At 68.7% G+C, this 26,233-nt stretch carries 31 protein-coding genes; 11 read left to right on the top strand and 20 right to left on the bottom strand.

Translation table 11 applies throughout. The features are described 5' to 3' along the window. The first annotated feature begins 4 nt into the window (after positions 1-4). The gene (locus QZW52_RS00685) at positions 5-775 is read left to right on the top strand and encodes a hypothetical protein (protein ID WP_293993991.1); all 771 of its coding nucleotides are present in this window, start codon (positions 5-7) and stop codon (positions 773-775) included. Positions 776-823: 48 nt separating this feature from the next. On the opposite strand, the gene QZW52_RS00680 is transcribed toward QZW52_RS00685, so the two are convergent. From QZW52_RS00680 to QZW52_RS00640, 9 genes are all read right to left on the bottom strand, one after another. Continuing rightward, the gene (locus tag QZW52_RS00680; protein WP_293993988.1) at positions 824-1,888 is read right to left on the bottom strand and encodes a FimV/HubP family polar landmark protein; all 1,065 of its coding nucleotides are present in this window, start codon (positions 1,886-1,888) and stop codon (positions 824-826) included. Between the two features lie 8 nt (positions 1,889-1,896). Further along, positions 1,897-2,646 carry a phosphate/phosphite/phosphonate ABC transporter substrate-binding protein gene (locus tag QZW52_RS00675; protein ID WP_293993986.1) on the bottom strand — a complete coding sequence of 250 codons (750 nt, stop codon included), beginning with the start codon at positions 2,644-2,646 and terminating at the stop codon, positions 1,897-1,899. Further along, a complete protein-coding gene (locus QZW52_RS00670; RefSeq protein ID WP_293993984.1) occupies positions 2,643-3,137 on the bottom strand; it encodes a PAS domain-containing protein in 495 nt (164 codons plus the stop codon). The genes QZW52_RS00675 and QZW52_RS00670 overlap by 4 nt, the downstream gene beginning before the upstream one ends. Before the next feature lie 30 nt (positions 3,138-3,167). Further along, a complete protein-coding gene (locus QZW52_RS00665) occupies positions 3,168-3,530 on the bottom strand; it encodes a roadblock/LC7 domain-containing protein (RefSeq protein ID WP_293993981.1) in 363 nt (120 codons plus the stop codon). A gap of 51 nt (positions 3,531-3,581) precedes the next feature. Further along, on the bottom strand, positions 3,582-4,223 hold the full coding sequence (locus QZW52_RS00660) for a hypothetical protein (RefSeq protein WP_293993978.1): 642 nt from the start codon (positions 4,221-4,223) through the stop codon (positions 3,582-3,584). Between the two features lie 22 nt (positions 4,224-4,245). Continuing rightward, positions 4,246-4,782, bottom strand: coding sequence for a GTP-binding protein (locus QZW52_RS00655; protein WP_293993977.1), 537 nt, complete (start codon positions 4,780-4,782; stop codon positions 4,246-4,248). A 5-nt stretch (positions 4,783-4,787) separates the two neighbouring features. Next, entirely contained in the window at positions 4,788-5,573 is a 786-nt protein-coding gene (locus QZW52_RS00650; protein WP_293993975.1) for a hypothetical protein, read from the bottom strand. Positions 5,574-6,590: 1,017 nt separating this feature from the next. Further along, a complete protein-coding gene (locus QZW52_RS00645; protein ID WP_293993973.1) occupies positions 6,591-7,253 on the bottom strand; it encodes a hypothetical protein in 663 nt (220 codons plus the stop codon). Beyond that, on the bottom strand, positions 7,250-7,639 hold the full coding sequence (locus QZW52_RS00640; RefSeq protein WP_293993970.1) for a bactofilin family protein: 390 nt from the start codon (positions 7,637-7,639) through the stop codon (positions 7,250-7,252). Before QZW52_RS00640 ends, QZW52_RS00645 begins: the two co-directional genes overlap by 4 nt. A 510-nt stretch (positions 7,640-8,149) precedes the next feature. On the opposite strand from QZW52_RS00640, the gene miaB reads away from it, so the two are divergent. From miaB to QZW52_RS00625, 3 genes are read left to right on the top strand one after another with little or no spacing between them, the layout of a single operon-like run. Beyond that, positions 8,150-9,532 (top strand): tRNA (N6-isopentenyl adenosine(37)-C2)-methylthiotransferase MiaB, encoded by a 1,383-nt coding sequence (gene miaB / locus QZW52_RS00635; RefSeq protein ID WP_293993968.1) that lies wholly within the window; start codon positions 8,150-8,152, stop codon positions 9,530-9,532. Position 9,533: 1 nt separating this feature from the next. Further along, on the top strand, positions 9,534-10,442 hold the full coding sequence (locus QZW52_RS00630; protein WP_293993965.1) for an MBL fold metallo-hydrolase: 909 nt from the start codon (positions 9,534-9,536) through the stop codon (positions 10,440-10,442). Positions 10,443-10,451: 9 nt separating this feature from the next. After that, positions 10,452-11,426 carry a LysR family transcriptional regulator gene (locus QZW52_RS00625; RefSeq protein ID WP_293993963.1) on the top strand — a complete coding sequence of 325 codons (975 nt, stop codon included), beginning with the start codon at positions 10,452-10,454 and terminating at the stop codon, positions 11,424-11,426. Between the two features lie 8 nt (positions 11,427-11,434). On the opposite strand, the gene QZW52_RS00620 is transcribed toward QZW52_RS00625, so the two are convergent. Beyond that, a complete protein-coding gene (locus QZW52_RS00620; protein WP_293993962.1) occupies positions 11,435-11,713 on the bottom strand; it encodes a hypothetical protein in 279 nt (92 codons plus the stop codon). An 82-nt stretch (positions 11,714-11,795) separates the two neighbouring features. Here QZW52_RS00620 and hemA point away from each other — a divergent pair, with 82 nt between their 5' ends. The 6 genes from hemA to QZW52_RS00590 all read left to right on the top strand — a co-directional run bounded on the left by hemA (position 11,796) and on the right by QZW52_RS00590 (position 16,525). Beyond that, positions 11,796-13,079, top strand: a complete 1,284-nt coding sequence (gene hemA / locus QZW52_RS00615) for a glutamyl-tRNA reductase (protein ID WP_293993959.1) — start codon at positions 11,796-11,798, stop codon at positions 13,077-13,079. Continuing rightward, complete coding sequence (gene prfA, locus QZW52_RS00610) at positions 13,076-14,158, top strand: peptide chain release factor 1 (RefSeq protein ID WP_293993957.1); 1,083 nt, start codon at positions 13,076-13,078, stop codon at positions 14,156-14,158. The genes hemA and prfA overlap by 4 nt, the downstream gene beginning before the upstream one ends. After that, entirely contained in the window at positions 14,155-14,976 is an 822-nt protein-coding gene (prmC, locus tag QZW52_RS00605) for a peptide chain release factor N(5)-glutamine methyltransferase (RefSeq protein ID WP_293993955.1), read from the top strand. Before prfA ends, prmC begins: the two co-directional genes overlap by 4 nt. A 126-nt stretch (positions 14,977-15,102) precedes the next feature. Next, entirely contained in the window at positions 15,103-15,522 is a 420-nt protein-coding gene (locus QZW52_RS00600) for a hypothetical protein (RefSeq protein WP_293993952.1), read from the top strand. Positions 15,523-15,585: 63 nt separating this feature from the next. After that, a complete protein-coding gene (gene grxD / locus QZW52_RS00595; RefSeq protein ID WP_293993950.1) occupies positions 15,586-15,915 on the top strand; it encodes a Grx4 family monothiol glutaredoxin in 330 nt (109 codons plus the stop codon). Between the two features lie 4 nt (positions 15,916-15,919). Beyond that, complete coding sequence (locus QZW52_RS00590; RefSeq protein ID WP_293993948.1) at positions 15,920-16,525, top strand: UbiX family flavin prenyltransferase; 606 nt, start codon at positions 15,920-15,922, stop codon at positions 16,523-16,525. On the opposite strand, the gene QZW52_RS00585 is transcribed toward QZW52_RS00590, so the two are convergent. The 8 genes from QZW52_RS00585 to QZW52_RS00550 all read right to left on the bottom strand — a co-directional run bounded on the left by QZW52_RS00585 (position 16,497) and on the right by QZW52_RS00550 (position 24,395). Then, a complete protein-coding gene (locus QZW52_RS00585; RefSeq protein WP_293993946.1) occupies positions 16,497-17,690 on the bottom strand; it encodes a HupE/UreJ family protein in 1,194 nt (397 codons plus the stop codon). The genes QZW52_RS00590 and QZW52_RS00585 overlap by 29 nt on opposite strands. Continuing rightward, a complete protein-coding gene (locus tag QZW52_RS00580) occupies positions 17,687-18,883 on the bottom strand; it encodes a hypothetical protein (protein ID WP_293993943.1) in 1,197 nt (398 codons plus the stop codon). The genes QZW52_RS00585 and QZW52_RS00580 overlap by 4 nt, the downstream gene beginning before the upstream one ends. Before the next feature lie 8 nt (positions 18,884-18,891). Then, a complete protein-coding gene (locus QZW52_RS00575) occupies positions 18,892-19,152 on the bottom strand; it encodes a hypothetical protein (RefSeq protein ID WP_293993941.1) in 261 nt (86 codons plus the stop codon). A 10-nt stretch (positions 19,153-19,162) separates the two neighbouring features. Next, positions 19,163-20,644 carry a DUF4331 domain-containing protein gene (locus tag QZW52_RS00570; RefSeq protein ID WP_293994131.1) on the bottom strand — a complete coding sequence of 494 codons (1,482 nt, stop codon included), beginning with the start codon at positions 20,642-20,644 and terminating at the stop codon, positions 19,163-19,165. A 234-nt stretch (positions 20,645-20,878) separates the two neighbouring features. After that, positions 20,879-21,574 (bottom strand): Bax inhibitor-1/YccA family protein, encoded by a 696-nt coding sequence (locus tag QZW52_RS00565; protein WP_293993939.1) that lies wholly within the window; start codon positions 21,572-21,574, stop codon positions 20,879-20,881. 78 nt (positions 21,575-21,652) lie between these two features. Further along, positions 21,653-21,979 (bottom strand): hypothetical protein, encoded by a 327-nt coding sequence (locus QZW52_RS00560; protein ID WP_293993937.1) that lies wholly within the window; start codon positions 21,977-21,979, stop codon positions 21,653-21,655. Between the two features lie 26 nt (positions 21,980-22,005). After that, complete coding sequence (locus QZW52_RS00555; protein WP_293993935.1) at positions 22,006-22,653, bottom strand: lytic transglycosylase domain-containing protein; 648 nt, start codon at positions 22,651-22,653, stop codon at positions 22,006-22,008. After that, complete coding sequence (locus QZW52_RS00550; protein WP_293993933.1) at positions 22,650-24,395, bottom strand: proline--tRNA ligase; 1,746 nt, start codon at positions 24,393-24,395, stop codon at positions 22,650-22,652. The genes QZW52_RS00555 and QZW52_RS00550 overlap by 4 nt, the downstream gene beginning before the upstream one ends. Before the next feature lie 112 nt (positions 24,396-24,507). Between QZW52_RS00550 and QZW52_RS00545 the strand changes: the two genes are divergently transcribed. Continuing rightward, positions 24,508-25,158: an RNA pyrophosphohydrolase gene (locus QZW52_RS00545; RefSeq protein ID WP_293993930.1), complete on the top strand. Its 651-nt coding sequence runs from the start codon at positions 24,508-24,510 to the stop codon at positions 25,156-25,158. Positions 25,159-25,206: 48 nt separating this feature from the next. Here QZW52_RS00545 and QZW52_RS00540 read toward each other — a convergent pair whose 3' ends face one another. Beyond that, positions 25,207-26,097 (bottom strand): DMT family transporter, encoded by an 891-nt coding sequence (locus tag QZW52_RS00540; protein WP_293993927.1) that lies wholly within the window; start codon positions 26,095-26,097, stop codon positions 25,207-25,209. 18 nt (positions 26,098-26,115) lie between these two features. Next, positions 26,116-26,232 (bottom strand): zinc ribbon domain-containing protein, encoded by a 117-nt coding sequence (locus QZW52_RS00535; RefSeq protein ID WP_293994128.1) that lies wholly within the window; start codon positions 26,230-26,232, stop codon positions 26,116-26,118. Position 26,233 lies beyond the last annotated feature (1 nt).

Here is a 26,233-nt window from a genome sequence, read left to right as displayed (position 1 = left end):
CGCGATGGCCACCCAAGCCCTGTCCCAGCGGCGCCGCGCCGCCTACGCCGTGCTGTCGCCGCTGCTGGAGGAGGACGCCCTGCTCGATGCGCTGCGGATGCAGCACCAGTCGATGCGTGGCGATTCGGTGTCCGACATCATCGGCTACATCGACCAGGTGGCCGCGCGCAACCACATCGACGCCGCCAGCCGCAAGAAGCTCTACGAGGCGTACTTCAAGGCCCTGAAGCAGCCTGAAAGCGAGCTGCCGATGGACCCCTGGCCGCTGATGCAGATCGGCACCCCCGCTGCACCCACCCCCGCTCCAGCGCCCATGCCGGCCAGTGCCGCAGCCACACCCTTCGATCCAGCGGCATCGGCAGCGGGCACCTCGCAGCCGATGGTGACAGCCCTGCCCCCCGCCCCGGCCGCACCACCCGCATCACCGGACCGGGTGGTCTGCGCCGAACTGCTGCGCAATGCGCTCACCGAGGTGCAACGCTTTCACGCGGGTTCGCTGACCGACTTGCGCAGCAGCGCGCTGGAGCAGCTCGACCAGGGCCGCCTTTCGCAGCCCGTGCGCAAGCAGGTGCGCGATGCCTGGGCACAGCCGATGCAGGTGTCCTGGGTGATCGACGGCACGCCGGCCGAACTCTCGCAGCTTGTCCACCAGTTCTATGTGGCGCTGTGCGAGGCACTGGGCCCGATCGATGCGGACCAGGTGCTGACCCGCGCGGTGCGGTCAGCGGAGCAGATCCCGGCGGCCCGCCAGTTCTCGCCACGTAAACTGATCTGAGCTGAGCTGGGCTGAAACGGCCCGAGAGACCGGGCCGGTCTCTCGCCCTCAGCCCATGCGCGCGAGAATCTCGGCGGCCTCCGCCGCATGGCGCCCGGAGCCTTCGCGCACCACCGCCAGCAGCAGCGCCCGCGCACTGTCCGTGCGGCCAAGCTCCAGGCTGGCGCGGGCGATGTCGAGCTTGATGGCGGCTTGCTCCGCCAAGCGGGACACATCCACCTCATCCCCAACGTCGGCACCGGCGCTGGCGTTGCTGCGCACCAGTTGGGTCGCGGCTTGCGAGGTTTCCACCGAGCGGGCCATCTCGGCGGCCGCATTCGAGATGTCGAACACCCGCGGGCCGCCAGTGCGCGTGGCACTCAGCGTGTTCGTGAAGTCCGGTGCCGGCCCATCCGGCTGGAATCCGGCCCGCCGACGGCGCCACAGGATCACGCCACCAGTCAACGCGCCCAGCCCCAGCAACCACGGCAACACCCGCGACGCCGAACCGCCACCGACCGCGGCACTGGCCACCTCGGATGCAGCCGCCACCGCCACGGGCGCGGAGGCGACCGGCTCGGCCGGGATGGGTGGTGCAGCCGATGCGACCGGTGCCGCAGGCTCCACCGCCGACGCGGGTTTCTCGACCGGAGTGGGGACAGAAGCCGGTGCGGGCGGTGGCGCCACCGGTGCGGGAGGCGGGGGGGGTGGCGACGGAGCAACCGGTGGCGCGGGCGTTTCGGTCGCTGCACGCGGAACCAGCGGCGTCAGCACAGCCCCGCCCCGCAGCGCCTTCAAGTGGTCGGCAACCAGCGCCACCGAACCCGCACGGTCCTCGGCCAGCACCTCGCTCTGCCCAGGCAGCACCAGCGGCACGCCGCGGCGCAGGCGGTGGATGTTGCCCTTGACGAAGGCGTCCGGGTTGCGGCGCAGCACCGCCACCATGACCTGCTGGCGCGTGGCACCCATGGCCGGGGCAAGCTGGCCGGCGATGTCCCAGAGGTTGTCCTGCTCCACCGTCGTGCGCTGCGTCGGCGCGGGTGCGCCGGCCGACGAAGTCTGGGCCAGAACAGGTCCGGCCGACAGGGCCAGCGCAAGGGGGAGGAGGTGACGCTTCAGGGGGGGTCGCAACATGTCCGTTTTCACACCATCAAGGTGTCCATCAGGTCGATCATGAATTCGGTGTCTTCCTGATCCTGCTTGTCCCAGCCACGCAGGCCAAGGGCTTGCAGCGTGGCGCGGCCATCCGAGCCCGGCGCCGACATGCCCAGCAAGAGCGCCTGCAGCGGCTCGCGCAGCGCTGCGCACCGCGGCCCGACCAGCAGCACATGGTGAACCAGACTGATCTGGCTGGTCATCAGCGGGCGCAACTGGCGGCGGATCGGGGCGCTCAGGTCATCGAACGCTTCCTGAAGGAAGAAACCACAGTCCGCCTTGCCTTGCAGCAGGGCGCGGGCGAGCACGACGTAGGTCGAAACCTGCTGTGCCTGCGTGTTGTCGCGGGTCAGGTCGGCCGATTCCAGCAGGATCATGCCGATCAGGTTCACATCCGGGTCGTGGGTCATGGCCAGGCGCAACCCCGGCTGCAGGTCTTCCACGGTCTGCGCAGGCGAGCTGGCCGGCACGGCGATCACCACCTCGTCGGCCTTGCCCTGCGGCGCGGCGATGGCCACGAACCCTTTCTCGCGCACCAGCACGGCCGCGTCGTAGGGATTGGCGTAGATCAGGTCTACCCGATCTGCCGCGATCGCCTGGCGCTGGGTAGAAAAATCCTCGTACAGCTCCAGGTGGATCCGCACGCCAAGCTTGCGCTGCAGCCAGGTGTTGAACACGTACCAGCCGGCGATGTGCTCGGGCGAGAAGTCCGGGCTGACGGTCAGTTCCAGGGTCACTTCAGCTCCTCGCTGCGCAGCCGCGCATAGTGCGCGATGCAGTCGTTGACCTTGGCGCGCGAAGGCTTGCGGCGCACCGACGTGTAGCCCACGACGCGGCCCTCGCGCACATTGGGGATCGCGGTGGCGAAGACCCAGTAATGCGCGCCATCCTTGCGCAGATTCTTCACGTAGCCCTGCCACTTGGCACCACGCTTGACCGTGTCCCACAGGTCATGGAACGCGGCCGTCGGCATGTCCGGGTGGCGCAGGATGCAGTGGCTCTCGCCGATCAGCTCGTCGCGTGCATAGCCCGACATGTCCACGAACGCCTGGTTGGCGTGCGTGATGATGCCCGCCGAGTCGGTGCGCGAGACGATCAGCATGCCATCCGGGTACGGCACCTCCTGGTCGTTGACCAGCACACGACGGGTACGCCCATCGTGGTAGCTCAACGTCAGCGCACGGTGCGGCGCTGCGGGGACCAGATCCGCCTCACTCATATCGGTCATCATCGATTTCCCTCGATCTCGACCGACCGATCAGATGACCTTGCTGATGGCGTCGGCGGCGCGCTTCACGTCGAGGAAGATCAGGCCCAGACGCGAATTCGGTTTGCACAGCGCCGTCAGCACCGAGTCCTTGCCCGCGTACGTCATCAGCACATAACCCTTGGCGCCCTTGACCAGCACCTGCTCCAGCTCGCCGCGGGCGAGTTCGCGCGAAGTGCGGTCGCCCAGCGACAGCATGGCGGCGCTCATGGCACCCACGCGGTCCTCGTCCATGCCGGCCGGCAGCATCGAGGCCATCATCAGGCCGTCGGTGGACAACACGGCCGAGGCTTCGATGTCGGCGGTGGATCCGTTGAGTTCGCTCAGGATCGAGTTCAGCAGGTCTTCACGCATGGGGCAGTTCCTTCGAGAGAAAAAAGGGAGATCGGGGGAGGGAAATGGACATCAGAAGGCCGTGTTGCCGTAGCGCACACCCAGGGTCCACACCAGCGTGGTGAAGGCTTCCTGGTTGAACCGTGGCATGCCATTGACGATCAGGATGAAGTAGTCGTCGCCGAAGTACAGCGGCCAGAAACCGACTTCGCAGTAGCCCGCGGCGTTCACCATGCCCCAGCCGTCGCTGCGCAGGCGCATGTTGCCGTGCAGCAGCCGCGCGTGGCGCTCGTGGACGCTGGCCAGGTCACCGCCGAGTGCGGCGAGTTCTTCGGCCGTCTCATGCGCAAAGCCGGCGGTGCCCAGGTACAGACCGCGCTTGTCGGCCAGGATCGCCTTGCCCTCGTCGGACAACTGCGCCAGCAACGGCGGCAGCATCGCCTCGATCGAGTCGGGCGGCACCTCGACGTGCATCGGCAGCCCTTGCACGAAGCCCGAGGACTGCAGGCGGTAGATGAACTCCAGCGCGTCCTGCTGCCCCATCGACATCCAGTCCTGCACCAGGTCGGCGGTCAGGCGTGGCGTCTCGGATTCGCGCAGCAGCCGCTGCAGGAACAGCCGTGCTGGATCACGGGTGGGCCGGCTGGCGGCGTAGTAGGCACCCGCCGGCGTCGGGTGGAGGTAGAACTCGCCAGTGAGGGTGTAATGGTCCATGGGTGGCGCGGAAGTTACCGGGTCAGAGGGTCGGGTCGATCTGGAGCAGCAGGGCCTCGATCAGCGTCGAGACATCGGTGCGCTGGCGGGCGTCCACCTCGAAGACGGGCGCGGACACGTCCAGCTCGGCCAGCTGGCGCACGTACTCGTCGATGGTGGGCGTCGGACGGGCGTCCATCTGCGTCACGCCGATCACGAGCCGGGTGCCATCGATGAACTCCTTGAACGCCTTGATGTAGAAGCGCATGTCCTCGAACGGCGTCGGGCGCGTGTTGTCGAGCAACAGCACCAGTCCGATCCCGCCCTTGGTCAGGATGTCCCACATGAAGTCGAAGCGTTCCTGGCCGGGCGTGCCGTACAGGTGGACCTTCTCCTTCGGGCCCAGACGGATCATTCCGTAGTCCATGGCCACGGTGGTGGCGGACTTGCGCTTCTGGGTCATGTCCGACGCATGTTCGTCGGTGCGGATCGGCTCGATGTCGCTGATCGAGGCGATGGCCGTGGTCTTGCCTGCACCGACAGGGCCGGTGAAGATGATTTTGTGATCGGTTTGGGCCATGTTGCTTATTTGTTCAGCCAGCCGAACAAGCGGGTCAGCAGACCGCGGTTGTTCTTGGTCTTGCGCTGTGCCCTGCGGACCTGCGCGCCGTCTTCAGTGATCAGATCCAGGGCCAGTGCCGCGTTGTAGAACGCGAACACGTGGCGCTGGGCGATCTTGAGCGTCAGGGCCGTCTCCAGCAACCCTGCGCCCCTGGTGGTCCACAAGGCCGCAATGCGCAAAGCGTGCGGCGTGCGGTGCAGACGGGTCAGATTGGGCCAGTGCTTGAGGTAGACCGGAGCGACCGGGTCCACGCCAACCGGCAGCCGGCCTGCCGAGGTCTCCAGCGCGGTCTGCCACAGCACATGGTCGAGCCGCTGCACCAAGGCTTTCTTCTCCAGCGTGCCCTGCAGATCGGCGAACTCCTGGCGGCTGAATGCGCGCGTCTTGGGCCGCTTGTCGAGGGGTTTGCCCACCAGCGCAGCGAGCTGCTCGGCGTTGAACTCGCAGTAGATGAGGTTGGTGGTGCCATCGACGGTGATGCGGCCGGCGGTGCTGTCGAGGTGGGTCGGCACTTGCCACTTGCAACTGACCAGGTAAGCATCCTTGAGCACGCCCACGAGGTGCTGGGCCGGGTCGTAGCGCAGGCTGCCATCGGCCAGTTGGGCGGCATCGGCCACATCGGCACGCTGGCCGCAGTAGCGGGATTCCTCGACCAGTTCCTCGGGGCGCGGGCGGCGGTGGCCATGGGCATCGTGGACGGGTGCGGCCACGGCGGCGGGTGCAGGCACAGGGGCCGGCGGGGCCAGCACCGGAGCAGGTGCTGGCGTGGGGGCTGGCAGCGGTGCAGGTTTCGGCGGAGGCGGGGGCGGTATGGGCGCAGGCTTGACCACTGGTGCTGCGGGGACCGCCGGGGGCACGGGGATCGGTGTGCGCGCAGGCGCAGGCGCAGTAACCGGCGCAGTAACCGGCGCAGTAACCGGCGCAGTAACCGGCGCAGTAACCGGCAATGGGGGCGGCACAGGCGCCGGAGCCAGCGTCGGAGCAGGTGCGGCAACGGGCGCCGCAACGGGTGCGGACTTGTGGCGCAGTAACCGGCGCAGTAACCGGCGCAGTAACCGGCGCAGTAACCGGCAATGGGGGCGGCACAGGCGCCGGAGCCAGCGTCGGAGCAGGTGCGGCAACGGGCGCCGCAACGGGTGCGGACTTGTTGAAGATCCGGCGAAACAGCCCCCCCAATCCGCCACTTGGTGCAGGCGCAGGCGAGGCCACCACCGGCCGTGGCGCGACCGGCCGCACCACGGCAGCGGGCGCAGTTGCAGGAGCAGGACTCTCCGTCCATGTCGACAGTTCAGCGATTGGCGGGAGCGCAGGCACCGGCGCCGGGGCCGGCACCACCGCAGGAGCCGCCGGTGCAGACACCGCAACACCGCCGCTCCAGCGCCGCGTGCGCAGCTCCGCGGCCGCCGCGAGCAAGGCCGCCGGCGTCACCGGCTTTTGCACCCAGATCGCCGAGTCCACGTCCTGGGACTGGGTGGACAGGGCGATGCCAGGGCCGCCGCGCCGTCCATGCCAGCGTTCCCAGTGCTGGCGCGACTCCAGCGTATCGAAGTCGAAGATGGCCACGTCGGCAGCCTCTTCGCTCGACGGCGCAAAACTGCTGCGTCCTGTGCTCGAAAAGAAGAAATCCAGCACCGCCTGGGTGCGTGGGGGCAGTGACAGAAGGACGACCTTCAATCGGGTTTGCAGCTTGGTGGCTTCCACTGACTACAGGCTCAAAGTCATAGATCGATCGGCTGGGATGTCTGCTCGGAACGCTGGACAGCGTCTCAAGCCCAACCCGAAGGCAGCGCGCCGTGGCGTGCGACAAGCTTGTCGGCCATGTCGGCCTTGCCTGCGTCGTCCCGGCTGTGCTGGTAGATGGCCAGCAGTTCGCGGTTGACTTCCTCATTGTCAGGCTCTTCCAGCAGCGCGACCTCCAGCATGCCACGCGCGCCTGCCAGATCGCCATATTCAAGTAACGACATGGCCTGCTGGAACGGTGTTTCCTGGGCGACCTGGCGGCGCTGCAGCCCCACCATGTCCAGCGAACCCAGGACGGCCGTGTCCAGCACCGACCAGCGCTGGGTCGGCAACTGCGCGCCGCGGGACAGGCGTGTATCCAGGTGCGTGCGCAGGAAATGGGCGTCGTCGGGATCGAGCCAGGGCATCGCCTGCTCCAGCAACTGCCGGCGCAGACCCCGACCGTGGTCGCCGAGCGCCAGGAACAGATCCACCAGCGCCCCGAAGGCCCGGTCGGTCAGCGGCGGCCGACTGGCCAGCAGCACGCGGCGCGTGTGGGCCTCGATGTCGAGCGGATCGCGGGCGACCTGGATGGAAAAATGGCGCCAGGCGTCCTGCACATCCGTGCTCGACGGACAGTCCAGCCGCCCGGCTCGGGCGAACACGAACATGGGGTCCGACGCCCCGATCACCGACTGAACACCGCTCATTGCACCGTACCCGCCGTCTTGTGTTTGACGAGATGGCCTTCGACCACCGCGCCCTTCTCGATCTCGATTGCACCGTAATGCACATCACCCGCCACCTGGGCGCTGATGCGCAGATCCACCAGTCCGCTGGCGTAGACCGTGCCCAGCACCCGGCCGAACACGATCAGGTGCGACACCCGCACGTCCCCGGCCACACTGCCCTGGTCGCCGATCACCAGCGTCCCCGGAATGGCCGGCGAGACGATCACGTCACCCTCGACATGGCCATCAATGCGCAAGCCCCCCGCGAACGTCAGATCGCCCGTCACGGTCGTGCCGCAGCCCACCAGACAGTCGATGTGTTCCTGCACGGGGTCGCCGCGCTGTTTTGTACGGCCGAATCGCATGGTGCTGTGTCCCCATCGTGGCTGCTGCTGAGCGTTGTGTGACCAGTTCATATCGGCAACTTCATCCAAGACTGCAGAGGGTGGATCACCGCACGGGAACAGGCGGAATGCAGATGCCGCTGCCTGTAACCGATGGTAGCGACGACCAGCCTGTCCGTCGCCCAATCACGCTGCCGTGCCCCATGAACCAGGGAAACCGCAGCACGAAAAACGCGACCGTCCCATACCACAGGCTGTTGCGGGCTTTGTCGGACCAGCTTGGTCGATTTTTTCAAATATGCATCAAATCCCACATGCAGACCCGATTTGAACATGCACAGACTGCGAATCTACCGCTGACTGGCTCACATATTGAGCCTGATCGACACTTTTGCTACGCCTTGACACGAATTGGTACCATCAAGACCCCTTCACGGAACGAATCGGTACTTGTGGCAGTACCACGCGGACCCAGGCGACCCCAGGTCCAGCCGGTAAGATCGCGTCCCTTTCGGCCGCTGGATCTACACCATGACCACCGACACCCTGCCCTCCTCCCCCTCCCCCTCCCCCACGCCCACCGGCAAGAAGGTCTACATCCGCACCTTCGGCTGCCAGATGAACGAGTACGACTCGGACAAGATGTCCGATGTGATGCACGCCGCCGAGGGCTACACCCCGACCAACGACCCCGAAGAGGCCGACCTGATCCTGTTCAACACCTGCTCGGTGCGCGAGAAGGCGCAGGAGAAGGTGTTCAGCGACCTCGGCCGCGTGCGCCACCTGAAGGCCAAGGGCGTGATGATCGGCGTGGGCGGCTGTGTCGCCAGCCAGGAAGGTGCGGCCATCATCGAGCGCGCGCCCTACGTGGACGTGGTGTTCGGCCCGCAGACGCTGCACCGCCTGCCGCAACTGCTGGAGCGCCGCAAGACGCTGGGCCGCCAGCAGGTGGACATCAGCTTCCCCGAGATCGAGAAGTTCGACCACCTTCCCCCGGCGCGGGTGGACGGCGCCTCCGCCTTCGTCTCGATCATGGAAGGCTGCTCGAAGTATTGCTCGTACTGCGTCGTGCCCTACACGCGCGGCGAGGAGTTCAGCCGGCCGTTCGAGGAAGTGCTGACCGAGGTGGCCGGGCTCGCCGACCAGGGCGTCAAGGAGGTCACGCTGCTCGGCCAGAACGTCAACGCGTACCGCGGCAAGATGGGTGGCACGGCCGAGATCGCCGACTTCGCGATGCTCATCGAGTACGTCGCCGAGATCCCCGGACTCCAGCGCATCCGCTACACCACCAGCCACCCGAACGAGTTCACGCAGCGCCTGGTCGATGTCTACGCCAAGGTGCCGCAGCTCGTGAACCACCTGCACCTGCCCGTGCAGCACGGCAGCGACCGCATCCTCTCGGGCATGAAGCGCGGCTACACGACGCTGGAGTACAAGAGCACGATCCGCAAGATCCGCGCGGTGCGGCCGGACATCTGCCTGTCCACCGACTTCATCGTCGGCTTCCCCGGCGAGACCGACGACGACCACGCCCGCACGATGAAGCTGATCGAGGACATCGGCTTCGATTCCAGCTTCAGCTTCATCTTCAGCCCGCGCCCCGGCACACCCGCCGCCGCGTTGCTCGACGACACGCCGGCCGACGTGAAGTTGAAGCGCCTGCAGCACCTGCAAGCCACGATCGAGGAGAACGTGCGCCGCATCAGTGCCAGCCGGGTCGGCACCGTGCAACGCATCCTCGTCGAAGGCCCGAGCCGAAAGGATCCGACCGAGCTGATGGGCCGCACTGAGTGCAACCGCATCGTCAACTTCCCCGGCGGGCCGAACCCGGCACGGCTGGTCGGTGAAATGCTCGACGTGACCATCCTGAGCGCACTGCCGCACTCGCTGCGGGGCGAAGTCGTGGTGCGCTGAGATGCGTGGCCTGACGCTGCTGGAGCGCGGCTGGCTCTCCTCGAACAACGTCGTGCTGCACGGTGCCCCCGGCGAGGGTGCCACCGTCATCGACACTGGCCACAGCGTCCACGCCGCGCAGACCGTGGCCCTCGTCGCCCAGGCCCTGGCCGGCGAGCCGCTCACCCGCATCGTCAACACCCACCTCCACTCCGACCACTGCGGCGGCAACGCGGCCTTGCAGGCGGCCCACCCCGGCGCCGCCCTCTGGATCGCTCCCGGCCAGGCCGCCGCCGTGTCTGGCTGGGATCTGGACGTGCTGAGCTACCGCGTCACCGGCCAACGCTGCGACCGCTTCCGGCACGACGCGGTGCTGCGGCCCGGCGAGGTGCTGCGCGTGGGGGAACGGGCGTGGGACGTGCTGGCGGCACCCGGACACGACCCCGACTCGCTGATGCTGTTCGACGCGCAGGACGGGGTGCTGGTCTCGGCCGATGCCCTCTGGCAGAACGGCTTCGGTGTCGTGTTTCCCGAACTCGATGGCATCGACGCCTTTGACCAGGTGGCCGAGGTGCTCGACCTGATCGAGCGGCTGGATGCCCGCACGGTGATCCCCGGCCACGGCAGCGCCTTCACCGATGTCGGCCCGGCCTTGCAGCGCGCCCGGCTACGTTTGTCGAAATTTGTTTCCAATCCGCCGCAGCACGCCCGGCACGCGGCCAAGGTTCTGTTGAAATACCACGCCATGGAAGAGCGTCAACAAGCTCTCGAAGACCTGCTGATCTGGGCCGAAAACACCCCGCTGGTGATTGGCACCCTGGGAAGGGCCGGATTCCACGGCGCACCCCGTGCCAGTTGCCAGACCCTGCTCGACGAGCTGCTGGCCTCGGGCGCACTGCGGCTCCAGGGGCAGGTGGTCTGCGATGTCTAGGGAGTTCCGATGGATCAATTGCGCGCGATGCGGGTGTTTGCCCGTGTCATCGACGAGGGGAGTTTCGCGGGCGCCGCCCGTGCCCTCGACCTGGCCCCTGCGGTCGTCACCCGGCTGATTGCCGAACTCGAAGAACACCTCGGTGCGCGGCTCATCCAGCGCACCACCCGCAGTCTGGCGCTGAGCAGCGTCGGCGAGCGTTACCTGGAGCGCGTGCGCCACATCCTGGCCGATGTGGACGAGTCCGCGGCGCAGATCCAGTCTCTCTCGGAGTCGCCACAGGGCAACCTGCGGGTGATGGTGCCGTCGGCCTTCGCGGTCCACCAGCTCGCCAAGCACCTGCCCGCCTTCCACGCCGACTATCCGCAGGTCACGCTGTCGCTGAACTCCACCACCGAGTTCAGTGGACCGGACGACCTGCACGACCTCCACGACATCACCGTGATGGCGCTGCGCGAAGCCCCCGAAGGCGACTTCATCGCGCGCCGGCTTGCACGCAGCGAGGTCATCCTGTGTGCCTCGCCCGCCTACCTCGACCACGCCGGGCGACCCGAGACACCGCGAGGGCTGGAGCAGCACCAGATGCTGCTGCCCCCGACTTCCATGATGCAGCGGGACGTCACGTTCGTGCATGAGGATGGCCGTACCGCCGTCCGCGTGCATCCGCCACACCGCCCGCTGCTGACGACAGCGCACACGGACACGCTCCATGCCTCGGCGCTGGCCGGGCTGGGCATCGCGGGGCTGATGTCGCTGGTGGTGGAGGACGCGCTGCGCGACGGCACGCTGGAGCGGGTGCTGCCGGGCTGGCATGCGATGCGCTTCGATCTGTGGCTGACGATGCCCACACGCAAGCCTGTGCCGGCCCGCACGCGGGTGTTCTGGGATTTCCTGCTGCGCACCTTCGGCGGCGAGGACCGCGACCCCTGGCAGACCCACCCGCGCTGCAGCGGGACACCTGTCCCGAGCAGATCACTCGGCTGAAAAACGCATCACCGGCGCAGCCCGAACGCCGTCCACCACAGCACCAGTGCCACCCCGACCACCTGGGCGGCATAGGTGGACATGCGTCCGTCGCGTCCGAGCCACACCAGGAAGAGGATCTGGATCAGCACCGCGACACCGGCCGCCGGCAGCGCCAGCCAGCTCCAGCGCACGGCCCGCAGCGCACGCCACCATGCCAGCTTGCACAGCGAGGCCGCGATCAGCCCGAGACCGATCGGCGCGAGCAGGAAGTTGAACAAATGCCAGATGGCGTCGAGCGGACCCATGGTTTCAATCCGCGCCCATGCCGGGGCGCATGCGGGAGCGCCAAGGAAAGCACTGGCCAACGCGGAATCTTACAATCGCGCCATGAGCGTCTTTGCCCTCAGCTTGAACCACCACACCGCGCCGATCGATCTGCGGGGCCGTTTTGCGTTCACGCTGGAGCAGATTCCGGCCGCCCTGCATGGTTTGCGCGACGGCCTGCACCGCGCCGCACCGGAAGCCGCCCTGCTGTCCACCTGCAACCGCACCGAGCTGTACATCGCCGGCGGCCTCGGGGACAGCCGCGCGCTGGTGCGTCCCACGCTCGAATGGCTGGCCGCGCACGGCAAGGTCTCGGCCGATGAACTGGTGCGCCACACGCATGTGCTGGAGCGCCAGGAGGCCGCGCGCCATGCGTTCCGGGTGGCGTCCGGGCTGGACTCGATGGTGCTGGGCGAAGCGCAGATCCTCGGCCAGATGAAGCAGGCCGTGCGCGAAGCCGACACCGCCGGCACGCTGGGCACGACGCTGCACCAGTTGTTTCAACGCTCGTTCTCGGTCGCCAAGGAAGTCCGCACCGCCACCGAGATCGGCGCGCACTCGATCAGCATGGCGGCGGCGGCGGTGCGGCTGGCCGGGCAGTTGTTCGAAGACCTGAGCCAGATCCGCATCCTGTTCGTCGGTGCGGGCGAGATGATCGAACTCGCCGCGACCCACTTCGCCGCCAAGGCCCCGAAGCACATCACCATCGCCAACCGCACGCTGGAGCGCGGCGAGAAGCTGGCGAGCCAGTTCGGCGCCGAGGTGATGCGGCTGTCGGACCTGCCGGCGCGGCTGCACGAGTTCGACGCCGTCATCTCCTGCACCGCCAGCACGCTGCCGCTGATCGGGCTGGGCGCGGTCGAGCGCGCGCTGAAGGCCCGGCGGCGGCGGCCGATGTTCATGGTCGATCTGGCCGTGCCGCGCGACATCGAACCCGAGGTGGCGCAGCTCGACGACGTGTACCTCTACACCGTCGATGACCTGGCGGCCGTGGTGCAGACCGCCGGAGAAAAGCGCCAGGCCGCCGTCGCGCAGGCCGAGGCGATCATCGAGTCCGGCGTGCAGAACTTCGTCCACTGGCTGGACCAGCGCGCAACAGTCCCGCTGATCCAGGCCGTTCACGCCCAGGCTGACCACTGGCGCCAGACCGAAGTGGCCCGTGCCCGCAAGCTCATCGCCAAAGGCAGCTCGCCCGAGGAGGCGCTAGACGCCCTGGCGCGCAGCCTGACCCAGAAGATGCTGCACGGCGCCCTCGCCGAGCTGCACAACGCCGATCCCCAGCAGCGCGCGCAGATGGTCGAGGCGGTGACGCGGCTCTTCCTGCGCGGCGACCAAGCCCCCCGATGACCCCGTTCCTGCGCCTGCAACTCGATCGCCAGCTCGTCCGCCTCTCCGAAATCGACGCCGCGCTGGCCGATCCGCAGGTCGTGTCGGACCTCAACCGCCTGCGCGCCCTCAACCGTGAACACGCCCGCGTCTCGGCCCTCACCGACCGCTGGACCCGACTGCAGCAGCGCGAACAGGACGCGGCCGAAGCCCGGCAGATGCTCGACGACCCCGAGATGGCCGACATGGCGGGCGATGAACTCCGCGCCGCAACAGCCGACATCGCCGCCATCGACGCCGAACTGCAGACCGCCCTGCTCCCCCGCGATGCCGACGACGACCGCAACGCCTTCCTCGAAATCCGCGCGGGCACCGGCGGCGACGAATCCGCGCTGTTCGCGGGCGACCTGCTGCGCATGTACCTGCGCCACGCCGAGCGCCAAGGCTGGAAGACCGAGATCATGTCCGCCAGCGACTCGGACCTGGGCGGCTACAAGGAAGTCGTGGTCCGCATCGAGGGCGAAGCGGTCTACGAGGCGCTGAAGTTCGAATCTGGCGGCCACCGCGTGCAGCGCGTGCCGGCCACCGAAACGCAAGGGCGCATCCACACCAGCGCCTGCACCGTGGCCGTGCTGCCCGAGCCGGACGAGGCCGAGGAGGTGACGCTCAACCCGGCCGACCTGCGCATCGACACCTACCGCGCCAGCGGGGCCGGCGGGCAGCACATCAACAAGACGGATTCCGCCGTGCGCGTGACCCATGTGCCGACCGGACTCGTCGCCGAATGCCAGGACGACCGCAGCCAGCACCGCAACAAGGCCAAGGCGCTGGCCGTGCTGGGCGCCAGACTGCGCGACAAGGACCGGCTGGAGCGCCAGGCCAAGGACGCCGCCACCCGCAAAGGGCTGATCGGCTCCGGCGACCGCAGCGACCGCATCCGCACCTACAACTTCCCCCAGGGCCGCCTCACAGACCACCGCATCAACCTGACGCTCTACAAGCTCGGCGCGGTGGTCGAGGGCGATCTGGACGAGGTGGTCGCCGCGCTGAAGGCCGCCCGCGCCGCGGAATTGCTGGCCGAGATGGAAGCGCAAGGATGAACGTCGCCGCCGCGCTGGCGTTGGCCCGCACGCTCGGGCTGCCGCGCGTCGATGCCGACGTGCTGCTCGGCGTCCTGCTCGACCGCTCGCGCACCTGGCTGCTGACCCACGACGACGCGCCGCTCGACGCCGGGCAGCAGACGCGCTGGCAGGACTGGCTCGCCCGCCGCGTGGACGGCGTGCCGGTGGCCTACCTCACCGGGCAGCACGAGTTCCATGGCCTGCTGCTGCACGTCACGCCTGACGTGCTCGATCCGCGGCCGGACACCGAGACACTGGTGGACTGGGCGCTGGAGGTGCTCGCCGGCCGCCGGCCGGGTGCGGCGGTGGTCGATCTGGGCACGGGCAGCGGCGCGGTGGCACTGGCGATCCGGCACCGGCAGGCCGATGCACAGGTCAGCGCCGTCGATGTCAGCCCCGCGGCGCTGGCGGTCGCACAGGCCAATGGCGAGCGGCTCGGGCTGCCGGTGCGCTGGCGGCTGGGGGCATGGTTCGCGCCGGTGGCCGGAGAACGCTTCGATCTGGTGGTCAGCAACCCGCCCTACATCGCGGCAGGAGATGTCCACCTGCCGGCCTTGCGCCACGAGCCGATGCTCGCCCTGACCTCGGGCGCCGACGGGCTGGACGCGATCCGGCAGATCGTGGCCGATGCGCCCGCGCACCTGTGTCCCGATGGCTGGCTGCTGCTGGAGCATGGCCATGACCAGGGTCCGGCGGTGGCACCACTGCTGCGGCAAGCGGGGTGGCGCCAGGTGGTGCAGCGCAACGACCTGGCAGGCCACTGGCGTTGCACCGGCGCACAGCGGCCCACCGCCTGACGCTCCAGGTTTCACAACTCTTGCCGCTGCCACCCCGGTTTGCAGCACAGGCTCACCCGATGCGCCCGAACGCGCAAGCACGCCGGTACCCCGCGGCGTAGCATGGACCGCACCGGAGGACACACCATGGACCGATCTGCACGCATCCTGCCCTGGGCCCTGAGCCTGTGCTGCCTGAGCGCCATGGCGGCCGAGCCGGACACCACCGACAGCGCCCGCCAACCGGGCCTGCGCCCCCCGGCGGCGATGGTGCGCAGCCTCGGCAGCCCGCTGCGCTGGCGCGTGGCGGCGGACCACTACTTCGCCCCCAGCCTGGGCGGCCTGCGGGTCACGGGCGGGCTGGGGCTGCAAGGCCCGCTGGACACCGACACCCAGGTCCGCCTTGGCAGCGCACCACAGCGCCGTGCCATGCCGTACGTGAGTCTCGGCTACAGCACCGGCGGCACCAGCACCAACCGCTGGGGTGGCTGGGGCCTCTCGGCCGACATCGGCGTGCAGGCATCGGGCAGCAGCGACCTCCAACTCGGGGTTTCCTACGCCTTCTGACGGCTGGCCGCCGTTTTGCCGTATAAATCGGGGCTGTTTTCCCCAACGCCCCGCGCACAGCCCATGTCCACACCCACGCACCAGAAAATCGACAGCCTCGTCCAGGGCAACCCCGTTGTCCTGTTCATGAAGGGCACCGCCCAGTTCCCGCAGTGCGGTTTCTCCGGCCGCGCGATCCAGATCCTCAAAGCCTGCGGCGTCAGCCAGATCACCACGGTCAACGTGCTGGAAGACCCGGAAATCCGCCAGGGCATCAAGGACTACGCCAACTGGCCCACCATCCCGCAGCTCTACATCGGCGGCCAGTTCGTCGGCGGCTCGGACATCATGATGGAGATGTACCAGGCGGGCGAGCTGCAGGAACTGGTCAACCAGCTCAAGCCGGCGTCCTGAAATCTTGACGACGACCGCCCGCCTTGTCGTCGGCATCACCGGCGCATCCGGCGCCGCCTACGGCGTCCGGCTGCTGGAGCGGGCGCGTGACCTCGGCGTCGAGACGCACTTGGTCGTGACGGCGTCGGGCGTGCTCAACGTGCATCACGAGTGCGGACTCGACCGCCGCCAGCTCGAAGCCTTGGCCAGCCACGCCCACGCCCCCGGCGAGATCGGCGCCTGCATCGCCAGCGGCAGCTTCGACACCGCCGCGATGGTGGTGGCGCCCTGCACGATGAAGACGCTGGCGGCCATCGCGCACGGTTTCGGCGACAACCTGCTGACCCGCGCCGCCGACGTGACGCTGAAGGAACGCCGCCGGCTGGTCCTGATGGTGCGCGAGACGCCGTTCAACCTCGCCCACCTGCGCAACATGACGGCGGTGACGGAGATGGGCGGCATCGTCTTCCCGCCCCTCCCGGCCTTCTACCACCGGCCGCAGACCATCGCCGAGCTGATCGACGAGACGGTGGAGCGGGTGCTGCAGCTCAGTGGCGTGGCCGAGGCCCGCCCGACAAGCTGGGGCGGTCTCAAGGCCAAGGTCACGGCAACGACAACGGCAGCAGGCTGAGCTGCAGGCTGCGCTCCAGCATCCAGACGCTGGCCAGCGCGGCGATCGCCCCCGAGCCGCTGCGCACTACCCCGCGGTAGAACGCCCGGTCGCGCCACAGGCAGGCCAGCGGCAGCAGCAGCGCCACCAGCCCCAACTGCCCCAGCTCGACCCCGAGGTTGAAGCCCAGCAGCGGCCATGCCAGCTCGCCTTGGCGCAGTCCCAGATCCTGCAGCGGCCCGGCAAACCCGAAGCCATGCACCAGCCCGAACACCGACACCATGACCCAGCGCGGCCCGCGCAGGAACGGCCGCACGTTGTCGATCGCCGCCACCAGCACGCTCGCCGCGATCAGCGACTCGACCCAGCGCGACGGCGGCGCCAGCACCCCGCTCGCCGCCAGCCCGAGGGTGAGCGAATGCGCCACCGTGAAGGCGCTCACCAGCCGCAGCGCCTCCTTCCAAGCCGAGGCCGCCGTCTGACGCGGCACCCAGCCAGTGCCGGCCTCGTCGCGCCGCCAGACCGCCACCATCAGCAGCGTCACCAGGAACAGGAGGTGGTCCAAGCCGATGGCGATGTGGTGCAGGCCCTCGAACACGAAGCCGGCGAACGATCGGCCCGCAGCGCCTGCGTCAGGCTCGGTGCTGAAGGACTGTGGGCCGGCGCCCGGCACGAGCACGGCGCCCTGCTCCACGCCATCCGCCGAGACGATCCGCACGATGCCGCGGTGCGTGGGGTCGCTCGCGGCGAAGAGGCGGTAGTCGGCCTCGATCCGGCGCACCGGGGCCGGGCACTCGAAGGTCTGCCGCAGCACGGCGTAGCGGCCATCGGTGTGCTCATCGAGCTGCAGCGTGGCTGGGGTGTTCGGTGTGGTCGGCACGACGGGCGTGCAGCGTTGCCCGTCGGCGGTGAAGCGCACGCCGTCGGCCGCGACGCGCACGAGGTCGGCCCAGCGCCCGCGCACCTCGCCCCAGGTCAACTGGCCGTCGTCGTCGGCGTCCAGCGCCAGGTCGCGGTCGAGGTCGCGCAGCGCGATGTCGAGGCGCTGCTCGACGGTGCGGCCCTCGACGCGCCAGTTCAGGTAGGCATCGCTGGACTTGTGCGCCTGGGCAGCGCCGGCACACGCCAGACCGAGCACCAGCGCAGACGCCAGCGCCGGCAGCCGCAGCATCACGAAAGAAATCATGGTCGGGCTTTCATCAGAGTCGAGGCCACCAGGGGCGACAGCCGGACATCCGACCAGCCCACCTCGCGCACCAGCGCCCGCACCGGCCCGGCCGCCTCCGGCTGACCCGCGGCCACCGCAGCCCGCGCCAGCAGCACAGCGTCCGCCGGCTCCTTCTGCCGTGCCCAGTTCTCGCCGGCCAGCGTCAGCGCCCGCGCCGGCTCGTTCAATGCGTCCAGCGCCAGCCGAGCCTCCTCGCGGGCATGGACCTCGCCCCGCAACCGCGCTGCATCCAGCCGGGCCTTCATCGCCGCGACCGCAGCAGGTGCCCGTGCATCCCCCAGCCGGTGCAACGCGATGGCACGGCGCAGCAGCAACGCGTCGGAATCGGTATCGCCACGGTCCACCAGCGCCAGCGCCTCGCGGTGCTGTCCACGGTCGAGCAGCCAGTCGGCTTGCGCGGCCACGGCGTAGACCTCGGCGCCCGCTGCCGCCGCCTCGCGGAAGTGGGTCTGCGCGGCGGCGTCGTCGCCCATGCGCTGCGCCAGTTCGGCCCGCAGCAGGCTGAGCCAGCGGTCCTGCGGCGCCTCGCGGGCCAGCGCCGCCAGGTCCGCCGCCGCCTGCCGAGGCTCGCCCTGCAGGCTGCGCAACTCGGCGACACAGGCCCGCGCCGGCCTCGACAACGCCGTCCCGAGCGGCTCGAACCGCGCCGCCTGCAATGATTCGCACACCCGGCGCGCCTCGGTCCAGCGCCCGATCACCTGCAGCACCGTCGCCCGCGTCAAGCCCGCCTGCGCCTGCACCGCCAGCGGCGCCGCACCGTCCGCCGCGAGGGCTTCCAGGTCGGTCAGCGCGGCATCGAAAGCATGCTGGCTCTGCCGCACCGTCGCCCGCAGCAGCCGCACCGCGGGTGGTGGGTCGGCCAGACCCCACCACGGCGCCAGCGCGGCCTGTGCCTGCCCAAGCTCACGCGGGTCGCCGAAGCGCCGCGCCCGCTCGATCGCCGCCCGCGCCGTGGCCAGCGCCAGCGGCAACTGCTGCGGGTCGCGGGCCAGCCGGGCGCGCTGCTGGCGGGTGGCCGCGTCCAGCCGGGTCGGCAGCCGCTGCACCACCTCGTCGTCACGCGCCGGGGTGAACGGCGCGGCTTGCGGCAGCGTCGTCCACCCGGACAGCAGCAGCGCGGCGACCAGCGTCCAGGAGGTGGTGGTGCGCATGGCGTGGCTCAGCTCACGTCGGCCGGCTCGGCCGTCTCCGACACGGGCGGCTCCATCCCGGCGAGGCTGAGCGGCTCGGTGGTGTCGTCCGAGACCGCTGCCCCGGCGTAGACGGTGAACGACTCGGACGACACGGTGGCGCTGGCGGGCACCGAGGTGTCGGCCACGGGTGGCCTGGTGGTGGCGTCGTCGCCACCGCCGCCGCAGCCGGTCAGACCGGTCAGCCCGGCACACACCAGCAGGACAAGGAAAAGTTGCTTCGTGGTCATGGCGTGCTCCTTACTTGCTGCCAGCGATCGGCGTGTTGAGGTAGGGGAACCCGGCGAGCAGCGGCACCTTGGCCTGGTCCACCGCGTCGTGCAGCTTGAACGCCGTCGCGCCCAGCGGCACCGCGGACGGCTTGCACGCGGCGCCAAAACCCAGCGCGTCGCTGTTGCCATTGGCCATGCACAGCCCGCCCATCACCGCCACCAGCGAGATGTCCACCACGTCGTCCTTAGGCCGGCGCCCGTTCGGGAAACCGGCGTTGTCGCTGCCCCCGGCGAGGATGTTGCCGACGATGCCCAGCCGGTTCTGCTGCGCGTAAGCCACCGGCGCGATGGCCGTGTTCAGGCGCAGCATCTCCGAGGCCACGACGTTCTTCGGCTGGTTCACGCCCTTGATGCCGGTGAGGAAGGTGGTCACGAGGTCGGTGCGCGGGAAGTTGGTCGGCGCGGTGCCCGGCAGCGCCAGCGCGATCTCCAGCAGCGCCGGCAGGGTCGGGTGCGTCACGTAGTCGGCGAACTGCGCGTCCCCCGAGGGCTTCGAGGCGTTGAACTTGTCCTTGTCCTTCAGCCCGATCACGACCTCGTTCACCAGCGGCATGCCCAGGCGCGACACCTGTGTCCACGCGCCGCCGGCCTTCTCGCTGGCGTGGTGGCCGGACGACGGCTGGCCGTTGAGCAGCCGGGCCTGGCGCAGGCTGGCGGTGGTCCAGCCGCCGATCACGTCGTCGCCATTGGTGAGGCAGCTCCGGTGGACCTCCATCGCCAGCGTCGTCACGTTCTTGTCGGCCAGCGGGTTGGGCACGGCGCCGATCAGCGCCGGGTCGGTGATGACCGACACGGGCGCGTTCACCAGGTCGAAGATCGTGCCCAGGTTGACGGCGAACGGGTCTTGCCGCTGGCCGACGAAGACGCGGCCGGGCTGGTTGCAACCGGGGATGTTGACGTTGTAGAGGTGCTTGGCGGCGTAGCCGGCGTAGTCGGGAATCGTCTTGACGCCGATGTTGTCCACCGGCTTGTCGAAGGTGCTGCTGCCGTTGGCGGCGTTGGTCACGGCCTGTGGCTGTGCGCCGCGCCGCCCGCCGCGCAGCACGCTGACGGTGTAGCTCTCGCCGAGCTGCAGGTTCGCGTCCTTCACGTTCGCCACCGCGCCGGCCTGGATCAGCGGGATGCCGACCGCCTTGCCGCCGATGTTCAGGTTCACGCCCGCGCCGTTGCCGGCCAGCGTGTTCTTGAAGCGGAACTGGAAGGTCAGGTCTTCCTTGGCGTCACCGTTGTGGTCGATGTGGATCTCGTAGAGCGCATTCGGATCCATCGAGAAGTAGTTCGGGCCGCCGTAGGCGTCCTGCAGCGGCTGGTAGTTGGCGATCAACGTCACGTAGTCGCTGCGGCCGGTCTCGTAGCTGCGGAAGAGGTAGAAATCGCTCGCGTCCACCTTGGGCGAGGTGGTGATGAACGGGGCCTCGCGGTGGCTGGAGGCATCGGCATTGCCCGCCATGGCGCACAAGGCGAGCGGGATGGCGGCCAGGGCGCCTTGAAAACGCGGGGTGCGGTGAAAGCGGGAAAAGCGGGGGAAGCGGTTGGGGGTGTTCACGCGGATGCTCCTTCGGGCCTGACGAGGGCAGCGCACGGGGAGGTTGTGCGCCGGTGGTGGCGCTGGTTTGCGCCACCATGACCCTCTGTACGCAGGCCGCTCCGGATCGGATGCAGGAGTCCGCGAAAAAACCGGAACTCAGTCGTCGCGCCCGCCAAAGATGCCCAGCAGCGACAGCAGCGACTGGAACACGTTGTACAGGTTGAGGTAGATGCTCAGCGTGGCGGTGATGTAGTTGGTTTCCTCGCCGCTCTGGACACGCTTCAGGTCGTACAGGATGAAGGCCGAGAAGATGCCGATCGCCAGCACCGACAGCGTGATCATCAGTGCGCTCGACTGCAGGAAGATGTTCGCGATGCCAGCCACCAGCAGCATGACCATGCCGATGAACAGGAACTTGCCCATCGAGCCAAGGTCGCGCTTGATCACGGTGGACAGCGTGGCCATGCCCAGGAAGATGGCGCCCGTGCCGGTGAAGGCCAGCATGATCAGGCTGGCGCCATTGGCCAGACCCAGCACCGAGCCGATCAGTCTGGAGAGCATCAGGCCCATGAAGAAGGTGAAGGCCAGCAGCACGGGCACGCCCGCGGCCGAGTTCTTGGTCTTCTCGATGGCGAACATGAAGCCGAACGAGCCGGCCATGAACACCACCAAGCCGACCATGGGTGACATCAGGCGGGTCAGGCCGGTGCTGACGCCGATCCATGCACCGAGCACGGTGGGGATCATCGACAGCGCGAGCAGCCAGTAGGTGTTGCGCAGGACACGGTTGCGCTCGGCGGCGCTGGGCATGGCCACGGAACCGAAGCCGTGGGTCTGGAAGAGATCGGACATGGCAGAACTCCTTGCTGGGAAACGAACGGGGAACGGGGAAATCGACGAGAACGGGGCGGCCAGAGCAGGCCGGGGGGTTCAGGCGCGCTGGCAAGGTGGGCGCAGCAGCCCGTCCAGACACGGCGCAGGATGGCCGTCGTGCAGCACCGGGCGCGGTGGCAGGTGTTGCCCCGCGCACAAGGGCAGCGCCGGTGTGCCAGCGGACAGCAGGGGCACATCGGCCAGCTCGACCGCACTGTCCGTGCCCGATTCCACTGCGGGCAGCGGCTCGGCGGGCATACCCTGGTCGGTCGGTGCAAGCTCGACCACCGCCACGGTCAACACCGCCGCCCGCGCCACGCCGGACAGACCGGCACAGAGCAGCAGCAGCGCAGCGAACAGGGTCAACAGGAGTCGGCGGGGCATGGCGGTCGAGTGTAGCGGAGTGCCGATCACCGTGATGCGGCCGGGCCTGCAGGCGGCTCGGCGTAGTCCCAGCGCCGCCGCGCCGCCATGACCATGGTCGGGTACGGCGCCTGCCCGCGGCTGCCGTTGTAGCGGCCGAGCGCGAGGAACAGGTCGCCCTTCTCGCGGTCCAGGTAGTGGCGCAGGATGACGCAGCCGAAGCGCAGGTTGGTCTGCAGGTGGAACAGCCGGCTCGCGTCGCCATCGCCGATCAGCCGCGCCCAGAACGGCATCACCTGCATGTAGCTGCGTGCGCCGACGCTGGAGATCGCGTACTTGCGGAAACCGCTTTCCACCTCGACCAGCCCGAGCACCAGCGCGGTGTCCAGCCCGGCGCGGCGGCTCTCGTACCAGACGGTTTCGAGGAATTCGCGCCGCACGTCGAAGTCCGGCTTGCGCTTGGCGAGCCGCTGGCTCATCGCGCCGAGCCAGCGCAGGTGCGCGAGCCGGGCGTCTATCGTCGGGAAGTCGAGCTTCGGCGGCGCCCCCTCGCCCGCCACCGCCGACGCCAGCGCCGTGCGCACCGAGTCGGCCAGCGGCTCCTCGGCCTGCCCGCCGGCCAGGGCCTGCGGCGTCCAGCCCGTCAGGCCGACACTGCCCACCCAGGCGAGCAGCGTCCGGCGGGTCGGTTTCATGCCTGCAAGCGGGCCTTCACGAAGGCGGCCACGTCGGCGGCAGGCACCTTGGTGGCGGCCTCGTCGCGGCGGCCCTGGTATTCGAGCTGGCCTTCCTTCAGCCCGCGGTCGGACAGCACCACCCGGTGCGGCACGCCGATCAGCTCCCAGTCCGCGAACATCGCCCCCGGCCGCTCGCCGCGGTCGTCGAGCATCACGTCGATGCCCGCCGCCTGCAGCTCGTCGTGCAGCGCGTCGGCGGCGGCCTTCACGTCGGCGGAACGGTCGTAGCCGATCGGGCAGAGCGCCACCGTGAACGGGGCGATCGCGTCCGGCCAGACGATGCCGCGGGCGTCGTGGCCCTGCTCGATCGCCGCGCCCAGGATGCGCGTCACGCCGATGCCGTAGCAGCCCATCTCCATCAGCGCCGGCTTGCCGGTCTCGTCGAGGAAGGTGGCGTTCATCGCCTTGGAATACTTGGTGCCGAGGTAGAACACTTGGCCGACCTCGATGCCACGCTGGATCGACAGCACGCCCTGCCCGTCCGGCGACGGGTCACCCGCGACGACATTGCGGATGTCCGCCACCAAGTCCGGCTCGGGCAGGTCACGGCCCCAGTTCACGCCGGTGAGGTGGAAGTCGGCTTCGTTGGCGCCGCAGACGAAGTCCGCCATGTTCGCCACCGTGCGGTCGGCGATGACCTTGACCGGCTTCGTCAGGCCGATCGGGCCGAGGTAGCCGGGCTTGCAACCGAAGTGGTCCTCGATCTCGCCGAGCGTGGCGAAGCGGAAACCGTTCTTCAGCCCTTCGACCTTGCCGACCTTGATCTCATTCATGTCGTGGTCGCCGCGCAGCAGCAGCAGCCAGACCGTGGACTTGACGATGTCGCCCCGGTCGTTCACCTCGTCCGTCGCCATGACCAGCGACTTCACCGTCTGCGCCAGCGGCAGGTCCAGCAGCGCGGCCACGTCGGCGCAGGTGCTCTTGCCCGGCGTCGGCGTCTTCGTCAGCGCCTGTGTCGCGGCACCGCGTTCGGTCGTCAGCGCCACGGCTTCGGCCATCTCGATGTTGGCCGCGTAGTCGCTGGTCGGGCAGTAGACGATGGCGTCTTCTCCCGCGTCCGCGATCACCTGGAACTCGTGCGACAGGTCACCCCCGATCGCACCGGTGTCGGCCGCCACGGCGCGGTAGGTCAGCCCGAAGCGGTCGAAGATGCGCTTGTAGGTGGCGTACATGCGCTCATAGCTCTTGGCGGCAGCGGCGGCGTTGCGGTCGAAGGAGTAGGCGTCCTTCATGATGAACTCGCGCCCGCGCATCAACCCGAAGCGCGGCCGGCGCTCGTCGCGGAACTTGGTCTGGATGTGGTAGAAATTCTTCGGCAACTGCTTGTAGCTGCGCAGTTCCTGCCGGGCGATGTCGGTGACGACTTCCTCGCTGGTCGGCTGGATGATGAAGTCGCGGCCGTGGCGGTCCTTCACGCGCATCAGCTCCGGGCCCATCTTGTCAAAGCGGCCCGTCTCCTGCCACAGCTCGGCCGGCTGGACGACCGGCATCAGCATCTCCACGGCGCCCGAGCGGCCCATCTCCTCGCGGATGATGGACTCGACCTTGCGGATCACGCGCAAGCCCATCGGCATGTAGTTGTAGATCCCCGCCCCGAGGCGCTTGATCATGCCGGCTCGCATCATGAGCTTGTGGCTGACCACCTCGGCGTCGGCGGGGGCTTCCTTCTGGGTGGCGATGAAGAACTGGGAGGCTTTCATGGGGCGGGCAGCAGACTCGGGGGAAATCACTGTTCTTGTCGGGTGATACGCGGGGTTGCGATCACCAAGCCCAGTGCAATAATGAATCCAACGTGAAAATTGGGGTCTGATTATGCTTGACCGTGAAGGCTTCCGGCCCAACGTCGGCATCGTCCTGCTCAACCAGCGGAACCAGGTGTTCTGGGGCAAACGCATACGCACCCACTCCTGGCAGTTTCCGCAAGGCGGCATCAAGTATGGTGAATCGCCCGAGCAGGCGATGTTCCGAGAACTCCACGAAGAGGTGGGGTTGCATCCTGAACATGTCCGCATCCTGGCGCGCACGCGCGACTGGCTGCGCTACGAGGTACCTGAACATTTCATCCGCCGTGACGCACGGGGGCATTACCGAGGACAGAAACAGATCTGGTTCCTGCTGCAACTGACCGGCCGCGACAGCGACATGAACCTGCGTGCCTCCACGCACCCCGAGTTCGATGCCTGGCGCTGGCACGACTACTGGGTGCCGCTGGAGGTGGTGATCGAGTTCAAGCGCGATGTCTACCAGATGGCGCTCACGGAACTCGCCCGCTTCCTGCCTCCACGGCCCAGCGGCCACACGAACCGCTTCCTGCGTGGCGGGATGCGGGCGCAGCGGCGTGAGGACGGCAGCCTCGGCACCAGCACCGACCACGACAGTGACCCTCTGGACCAAGGGCATGGCGAGCCACCGCACGAGGAGCCGCTCATGCTCTCGGTGGCAAAACTTTCAAGCAGCGTCTGACAGTGGCGGCGGCACGATCGGCCAGACCGTGGTGCATGGGAAGGCAGCTCATCGGCGGTTGAGCATCGCCAGCCCGGCGCCCACGCCGGTCAACGCCCCGATGAGCGCGGGCGTGATCGCTTCCCCCAGCAGCCAGCCTGCACACAGCGTGCCGAACACGGGCGACAGGAACACGAAGGCTTGCACCTTGGTGGCTGGATAGCGCGTGAGCAGCCAGAACCACAGCAGGTAGCTGGCGAAGGTGACGATGACGCTCTGGTAGAACAGCGCGCCCACGGCCAGTCCGCTCCAGTGCGCCGGCCACGCCGATCCACTGACCACCGCCGCGATCGGCGACAGCACCGCCGCCACACCCAACTGGTAGGCCAGCGTCACCTCCGACGCCGCGCCGCGCAGCGCCGACAGCCGGATCACCACCGTCGTCAGCCCCCACAGCACCGCCGCACCCAGGATCATCAGGTCGCCGTGCCACGAACCACCCGCCGCGCCCTCGCCGAAGGCCAGCGCGATCGAGCCGAAGGCCACCAGCAAGCCACCGAACTGCAGCGGCGCCAGACGCTCGCCCTGGTGCGCCGCAGCGAGCACGAGCGCGACGATGAACGGCGAGGTGTTGATGAAGACGACGCCGCGCGCGGCTGTCGTGTATTGCAAGCCGACAAAGGCCAGCCCGAACTCGACCGCGAACAGCAGCCCGCACAGCAGCCCCGGCCACCCGGTGCCGTCGGTGAACGACCAGCGGATGCCGCGCCAGCGCATCCAGCCCAGCAGCAACGCGAACGCCACGATGCTGCGGATGGCGAGCTGCACCAGCACCGGCACCTCGGGCATCGCCGCCTTGATCGAGACCTGGTTCAGGCCCCACAGGAAGCAGCACAGCAGCAGGCTGAGCACGGCGGTGGTGTCGAGGTGCGTGTGGCGCACGGGGGCCGTCGTGGTCATCTTGACATCATCCCCGCCCTAAAGGACGGGGATTCCTCCTGCGAGACGCGCATGTCCGCGCGCGGCGATGTTCCTGGCTGCATTCACGTCGCGGTGGTGTTCCGCGCCGCAATCGCAGCATGTCCATCGCCTCATT

It is taken from the genome of Sphaerotilus sp. (assembly GCF_013299175.1).
Taxonomy (GTDB): domain Bacteria; phylum Pseudomonadota; class Gammaproteobacteria; order Burkholderiales; family Burkholderiaceae_C; genus Sphaerotilus.
Note: the sequence above shows the minus strand (reverse complement) of the source record. Positions and strands in the feature narration are given on the sequence as shown.

What these genes read in the sequence shown, in the direction of transcription:
- QZW52_RS00685 (WP_293993991.1), top strand. Translation starts at nt 5, where the DNA reads ATGGCCACCCAAGCCCTGTCCCAGCGGCGCCGCGCCGCCTACGCCGTG.
- QZW52_RS00680 (WP_293993988.1), bottom strand. Translation starts at nt 1,888, where the DNA reads ATGTTGCGACCCCCCCTGAAGCGTCACCTCCTCCCCCTTGCGCTGGCC.
- QZW52_RS00670 (WP_293993984.1), bottom strand. Translation starts at nt 3,137, where the DNA reads ATGACCGATATGAGTGAGGCGGATCTGGTCCCCGCAGCGCCGCACCGT.
- QZW52_RS00665 (WP_293993981.1), bottom strand. Translation starts at nt 3,530, where the DNA reads ATGCGTGAAGACCTGCTGAACTCGATCCTGAGCGAACTCAACGGATCC.
- QZW52_RS00660 (WP_293993978.1), bottom strand. Translation starts at nt 4,223, where the DNA reads ATGGACCATTACACCCTCACTGGCGAGTTCTACCTCCACCCGACGCCG.
- QZW52_RS00655 (WP_293993977.1), bottom strand. Translation starts at nt 4,782, where the DNA reads ATGGCCCAAACCGATCACAAAATCATCTTCACCGGCCCTGTCGGTGCA.
- QZW52_RS00645 (WP_293993973.1), bottom strand. Translation starts at nt 7,253, where the DNA reads ATGAGCGGTGTTCAGTCGGTGATCGGGGCGTCGGACCCCATGTTCGTG.
- QZW52_RS00640 (WP_293993970.1), bottom strand. Translation starts at nt 7,639, where the DNA reads ATGCGATTCGGCCGTACAAAACAGCGCGGCGACCCCGTGCAGGAACAC.
- miaB (WP_293993968.1), top strand. Translation starts at nt 8,150, where the DNA reads ATGACCACCGACACCCTGCCCTCCTCCCCCTCCCCCTCCCCCACGCCC.
- QZW52_RS00630 (WP_293993965.1), top strand. Translation starts at nt 9,534, where the DNA reads ATGCGTGGCCTGACGCTGCTGGAGCGCGGCTGGCTCTCCTCGAACAAC.
- QZW52_RS00625 (WP_293993963.1), top strand. Translation starts at nt 10,452, where the DNA reads ATGGATCAATTGCGCGCGATGCGGGTGTTTGCCCGTGTCATCGACGAG.
- QZW52_RS00620 (WP_293993962.1), bottom strand. Translation starts at nt 11,713, where the DNA reads ATGGGTCCGCTCGACGCCATCTGGCATTTGTTCAACTTCCTGCTCGCG.
- hemA (WP_293993959.1), top strand. Translation starts at nt 11,796, where the DNA reads ATGAGCGTCTTTGCCCTCAGCTTGAACCACCACACCGCGCCGATCGAT.
- prfA (WP_293993957.1), top strand. Translation starts at nt 13,076, where the DNA reads ATGACCCCGTTCCTGCGCCTGCAACTCGATCGCCAGCTCGTCCGCCTC.
- prmC (WP_293993955.1), top strand. Translation starts at nt 14,155, where the DNA reads ATGAACGTCGCCGCCGCGCTGGCGTTGGCCCGCACGCTCGGGCTGCCG.
- QZW52_RS00600 (WP_293993952.1), top strand. Translation starts at nt 15,103, where the DNA reads ATGGACCGATCTGCACGCATCCTGCCCTGGGCCCTGAGCCTGTGCTGC.
- grxD (WP_293993950.1), top strand. Translation starts at nt 15,586, where the DNA reads ATGTCCACACCCACGCACCAGAAAATCGACAGCCTCGTCCAGGGCAAC.
- QZW52_RS00585 (WP_293993946.1), bottom strand. Translation starts at nt 17,690, where the DNA reads ATGATTTCTTTCGTGATGCTGCGGCTGCCGGCGCTGGCGTCTGCGCTG.
- QZW52_RS00580 (WP_293993943.1), bottom strand. Translation starts at nt 18,883, where the DNA reads ATGCGCACCACCACCTCCTGGACGCTGGTCGCCGCGCTGCTGCTGTCC.
- QZW52_RS00575 (WP_293993941.1), bottom strand. Translation starts at nt 19,152, where the DNA reads ATGACCACGAAGCAACTTTTCCTTGTCCTGCTGGTGTGTGCCGGGCTG.
- QZW52_RS00570 (WP_293994131.1), bottom strand. Translation starts at nt 20,644, where the DNA reads ATGGCGGGCAATGCCGATGCCTCCAGCCACCGCGAGGCCCCGTTCATC.
- QZW52_RS00565 (WP_293993939.1), bottom strand. Translation starts at nt 21,574, where the DNA reads ATGTCCGATCTCTTCCAGACCCACGGCTTCGGTTCCGTGGCCATGCCC.
- QZW52_RS00560 (WP_293993937.1), bottom strand. Translation starts at nt 21,979, where the DNA reads ATGCCCCGCCGACTCCTGTTGACCCTGTTCGCTGCGCTGCTGCTGCTC.
- QZW52_RS00555 (WP_293993935.1), bottom strand. Translation starts at nt 22,653, where the DNA reads ATGAAACCGACCCGCCGGACGCTGCTCGCCTGGGTGGGCAGTGTCGGC.
- QZW52_RS00550 (WP_293993933.1), bottom strand. Translation starts at nt 24,395, where the DNA reads ATGAAAGCCTCCCAGTTCTTCATCGCCACCCAGAAGGAAGCCCCCGCC.
- QZW52_RS00545 (WP_293993930.1), top strand. Translation starts at nt 24,508, where the DNA reads ATGCTTGACCGTGAAGGCTTCCGGCCCAACGTCGGCATCGTCCTGCTC.
- QZW52_RS00540 (WP_293993927.1), bottom strand. Translation starts at nt 26,097, where the DNA reads ATGACCACGACGGCCCCCGTGCGCCACACGCACCTCGACACCACCGCC.
- QZW52_RS00535 (WP_293994128.1), bottom strand. Translation starts at nt 26,232, where the DNA reads ATGAGGCGATGGACATGCTGCGATTGCGGCGCGGAACACCACCGCGAC.